Source organism: Corallococcus sp. CA047B, from assembly GCF_003612065.1.
Lineage (GTDB): Bacteria > Myxococcota > Myxococcia > Myxococcales > Myxococcaceae > Corallococcus > Corallococcus praedator.
Window position 1 is genome coordinate 1 of record NZ_RAWD01000494.1, and the last position, 4,913, is coordinate 4,913.

General features: G+C 71.0%; 4 protein-coding genes. 2 read left to right on the forward strand and 2 right to left on the reverse strand.

Annotated features, from left to right (window positions below; genetic code table 11):
• Together D7X74_RS39700 and D7X74_RS39705 are read right to left on the reverse strand one after the other, a co-directional pair.
• Nucleotides 1–1,858 (reverse strand): PAS domain-containing sensor histidine kinase (locus D7X74_RS39700; RefSeq protein ID WP_158622362.1); only part of this gene is annotated, 1,858 nt, incomplete at its 3' end.
• 174 nt (nt 1,859–2,032) lie between these two features.
• The gene (locus tag D7X74_RS39705) at nt 2,033–2,437 is read right to left on the reverse strand and encodes a hypothetical protein (protein WP_120538136.1); all 405 of its coding nucleotides are present in this window, start codon (nt 2,435–2,437) and stop codon (nt 2,033–2,035) included.
• Nucleotides 2,438–2,635: 198 nt separating this feature from the next.
• Between D7X74_RS39705 and D7X74_RS39710 the strand changes: the two genes are divergently transcribed.
• Together D7X74_RS39710 and D7X74_RS39715 are read left to right on the forward strand one after the other, a co-directional pair.
• The gene (locus D7X74_RS39710; RefSeq protein WP_120538137.1) at nt 2,636–3,013 is read left to right on the forward strand and encodes an STAS/SEC14 domain-containing protein; all 378 of its coding nucleotides are present in this window, start codon (nt 2,636–2,638) and stop codon (nt 3,011–3,013) included.
• A 119-nt stretch (nt 3,014–3,132) separates the two neighbouring features.
• Nucleotides 3,133–4,773: a serine protease gene (locus D7X74_RS39715; RefSeq protein ID WP_120538138.1), complete on the forward strand. Its 1,641-nt coding sequence runs from the start codon at nt 3,133–3,135 to the stop codon at nt 4,771–4,773.
• Nucleotides 4,774–4,913 lie beyond the last annotated feature (140 nt).

Here is a 4,913-nt window from a genome sequence, read left to right on the forward strand (position 1 = left end):
GGAGGGGCCCGGGCACTTCTGGAATCCAGCCCTCCACCTCCTGCACGAAGCTGTCGCGCTGGAAGGCATCGCGCGCGACGGTGGAGCTTTCGCTCGCGAGCCGCTCGGAGGGCAGGTGGTGGTGGCCTCGCGGGATGCGCACCGTGAACTCGCTGCCCTCGCCGGGGCGGCTCCACACCCCCACCTCTCCGCCGTGCAGCTTCGTCAGCTCCTGGACCAGCGACAGTCCGATGCCGCTGCCCTCGAAGCTGCGGCCCTGCGCGCCCTCCACCCGGAAGAAGCGCTGGAACAGGCGCGGCTGCGCCTCCAGGGGGATGCCCGTGCCGGTGTCCCGCACGGAGAGCACCCCGGCGTCCCCCTCCCGCCGCAGGCGCACCGTGAGGCCGCCCTCCAGCGTGAACTTGAAGGCGTTGGACAGCAGGTTGAAGACGATGCGCTCCCACGCCTCGGGGTCCACCCAGAACGGTTCGCCCAGGGAGGCGCAGTCCACCGACAGCGTGAGCCCCGCCCGGTGCGCGGCGGATTCGAAGTGCCCCGCGAGTTCCTGGGTGAGCCGCGCCAGGTCCACCGGCTGGAAGCGCGCACCCGCGCGGCCCGTCTCCAGCCGGGTGAACTCCAGCAGTTGGTTGACGAGCTTGAGCAGCCGCACGGCGCCCCGCTGCACCAGCGCCACCCGCTGGTGCTGGGAGCCCGCCAGGGGTTCGCGGAGGTCCGTGAGGGCATCCTCCAGCGGCCCGAGCATCAGCGTCAGCGGCGTGCGCAGCTCATGGCTCACGTTGGCGAAGAACCGGGTCTTCTGGCGGTCCAGCTCCGCGAGCTGGGCGGCGCGCCGGGTCTTCTCCTCCAGGGCGCGGGTGCTCTCGATGCTCGTGGCGAGCTGCCGCGCGAGCAGCCGCAGGAAGCTGCGGGTGTCGTCTCCCAGCGCGATGCGGGGGTTCAGGCCCACGACGAGCACGAGGCGGGACTCCTGCTCCGCCGCGTCGGAGAGCGACAGCGCCAGCGCGCGCGTCGGGAGCTGGCCTCCGGCGCCCTCGCCCAGCAGGGTCGCGAAGCGCTCCGGCAGCTGTTCGATGAGCTGCTCGTGGCGGGAGCTCGCCACCTCCGCGAGCGGCCACACCCGGCCCTCCGCCAGGTCGCCCCCCTCCTCGGGGGCCTGCGCGAGCCCCGCGTGGGCCACGAGCCGCGCGCGCTCCGCGCGAAGCTCGTACAAGAGGCAGAAGGGGACATCCGCGGTGGACTTGCCGAGCACGTCCTCGGCCGTGCGGAAGACGCCCTCCACGGTCTCGCGGAGCGCCGTGCGCAGGGACAGCTCGCGCACGAGCGACAGGCGACGCGCGCCCAGCACCTGGGCCGTCGTGTCCGTCACGATGATGAAGATGCCGCCCACCTCGGCGTCATCGCCGCGCGTGGGGATGAAGGCGAACGTGAAGTAGCAGTCCTCCATGAACCCGAACCGCTCCAGCGGAACGAGGAGGTTCTCGTGGTGGACGGCCTCGCCGGTGTCCAGCACCCGCTCCAGCAGCGGCCCCAGGATGGTCCAGCTCTCCTGGAACACCACCTTGAAGCTCACCCCGAGCCCCTCCGGGTGCTTGGTGCCAAGCATGAACCGCGCGCTGTCGTTGTAGAGCACCACGAGCTCGCGGCCCCAGTAGATGAGCGCGGGCTCCGGCGCGGCGAGCATCACGCTCACGGCCGTGCGCAGCGACTGCGGCCATTGCTCGACCGGGCCGAGCAGCGTCCGCGACCAGTCCTTCGCTCGCATCCGCCCGGCCATCTGGCTGGGTCCGGGAAAGAGCTTCTCCAGCCTGTCTTCCTTGAGGTTGGCCATGGGGTCGGGCGGCAGGTCCGGAGGACTCATGTTCCATGGCCTCTGGATGGCCCGTGCGGGTGAGGGCTCATCCCCCCTCCGGCTCGCACCCTGGCCTTCATCTGTCGCGGACAACCCGTCCGCTCCCACATGCATTCCCCCCCGCCCCGGCCTGTCACCGGGTGACAGGCCGGGCAGGGAGCAGGGAGCCCCGGGCCGCCCGTCTCACACCCTCAACGGGTGGGACTGCTCCGGGCACTCCCAGTACGTGTACTCGCAGGTGGCCCGCGTCGCGTCGCATGGCACCTGCACGATGGTGATGAGCTCACACGGGTGGACCGGCGCCTCCAGGGAGCGGGTGCGGAGGCCCGCGTCCGGCGCGTCGGGCCGCGCGTTCCCGGACCCGCCGGTGCCCGCATCCCGGCTGGCGCCCCCGTCGGCGCTGGCCTGCTCCACGGGCAGCGGCGCCACCACCGCGTGGTTGCCGGACACCACCGCCCGGTCTCCGCCCGCGCCCCGCGCCCCGGGGCGGGTTTCCAGTGATGGGGTGCCCCCCAGCGCGTTCAGCGCGGACGGCACGCCGGGCGCGGCGCCCAGCACCGCGCCCAGGACATACAGCTTCGTTCGCATGGCCTTCCCCCTTGCCGGCTGCTCCCTTGCGTCGGCGCGCGTCGTGACGCACCGGGTCCGGTCGAGCTGGCAGAGACGGATCTACCAGCAAGGTCTGACATTCCGTGCCCGCCCGGCCAAGGGAATGCGGGCGTCCGGTATCCGACGACAGGCACTGCGGCTAGGATGGCGCGCCCCGCCTGGAGAGCCGTACCGCGCATGAAGATTGAAATCGCCCACCTGCCCCACGACATCATCGAGGTCATCTACCCTTCGGAAGTGACGCCGAAGGACGTGGCCGACTACGTCGAGCAACTGAAGAAGGACATCACCGCGCGCGGCGGGAAGGAGTGGTCCGCCCTGGTGGACCAGTCCAAGCTGCGGGTGATGCCCTCCACGGTGGTGGGGGAGATGGCGCGCCTGAACGCGTACGCCCAGCAGCGCGGCATGGTTCGCTCCGCGCGCGTGGTGGTGGACCCCGGCAGCGGCCTCCAGGCCTGGCGCATGACCAAGAACGCCGGCCTCACCATCCCCGCGAAGACCTTCGAGACGCGCGCCGAGGCGCTGGCCTGGCTCGAAGCGCCCGACGCCGACTAGGCGCACCCGACCTCCCCCGCCGTGCGGACGCCATGCGACCGCACGGGTCGGTCTTCGTATTACAGTGACGCCCCATTCCTTTGCTGTGTCTGTCGCCGTACCGTCAGGAGCCGCCCCGCATGTCCCAGTCCGTCCCCGCCTTCCGAGCGAAGCTGCTCGGCACCCTCATCTGTACCCTCACCGCCCTGGCCTGCGGACCGGCCGCCGAGTCCGGCGCTCCGGAACAGACGCCCCTGTCCGAGTCGAGCGCTCCGGTCGTCTACGGCAACGATGATCGCAAGGACGTCTACGACCACCCCAGCGCGGCGCTGAAGGACCGGGCCCGGCAGTCCACGGTGGCGCTGCTGTTCCCGGAGTCCATCGACGCGAGCAACCCGAACAACGTGTTGCTCGACGGTACGACGCTCAACGAGTACGAGAACCTCTGCACCGACCAGCGCTTCCGGAATGATCCGGCGCCGGCCTTCTGCTCGGGCACGCTCATCGACGATGACCTGGTGCTCACCGCGGGCCACTGCATCACGGACCAGGCCGAGTGCGACGACACGCGCTTCGTCTTCAAGTTCTACCGCACCGCCGACGGCGTGATGGAGACCATCACCAGCGCGGACGTCTTCTCCTGCAAGAGCATCGTGGTGCGCCAGTTGGAGGAGTCGGGTGACCGCTACGTGGACTTCGCCATCGTGAAGCTGGACCGCTCCGCGGCGCCGCGCTTCACCCCCGCGCCGGTGCGTCCCGGCAACTCGGCCCTGGCGGTGGGCGCCAATGTGGCCGTCATCGGCAGCGGCAGCGGCATCCCGTTCAAGATTGACTCGGGCGGCTCCGTGCGCACGAACAACGCCGGCTTCGTGGACTACTTCATCGCCACCACGGACACCTTCGCGGGCAACTCCGGCTCCGGCGTGTACGAGACGGTCAACAACACCGTGACCGGCATCCTGGTCTTCGGCGACAACGACTACGTGGCGCGCGGAAGCTGCAACATCGTCAACACGTGCAAGGAGACGGCCTGCGCCGGTGAGGGCATCGTCTACGTGAACCAGGCCATCAGCGACCTGTGCGCGCGCACGACCAACGTGCGGCTGTGCAACAGCACGCCGCCCCCGGCCACGAAGTACGACTTCACCGCGTCCAGCACCGCCAGCGCCACGCGCAACACCGTCAACGGCACGGTGACGCTCGCCGCCGGCCAGAAGCTCACCGTGGGCACCTGCGGCGTCGCGAACGCGGCCGTCACCGGCGACTCGTACCTGCGCCTGCGCGGCCCGTCCGGCGCGGAGGTCGCCTCCAACGACGACGCGTGCGGCGGCACGGGTTCGAAGATCACCTACACCGCCACCGTCGCGGGCACCTATGAAGTTCGCGCCGGCTGCTACCAGAACGGCGCCTGCGGCGGCACCGTGTCCTGGGAAGTGACGTCCGGCGGCACCACCTCCCCCGCGAACGGCTCCAGGGCCTTCGACGTCAGCAACACCGCCAACGCCCAGCAGAACACGGCGAACGCGGACGTGACGCTCACCGCCGGCCAGTCGCTGTCCTTCGGCAGCTGCGGCGTGACGGGCGCGTCCGGCACGGGCGACACGGTGGTGCGCCTGTACAACGCCGCCGGCCAGCAGGTGACGTTCAACGACGACGCGTGCGGTTCGCTGTCCCACGCGGCCTACACCGTGCCCGCGGGCGCGGGCGGCACGTATCAGATTCGCATCGGCTGCTTCGGTGCCACCGCGTGCAGCGGCACGCTGGCCTGGACCGCGCAGTAGTCAGCCCCCCGCCGCGCCTGCTTCCTTCCGGGCCTGTCCCCTCCACGCCACGTGGGGGTGACGGGCCCGGTTTTCTTCCAGGGGAGGACGGACGGGCAGGCCTGACGTTCACCTTCCCCCGGCCCCTACCCCCGGGGGGC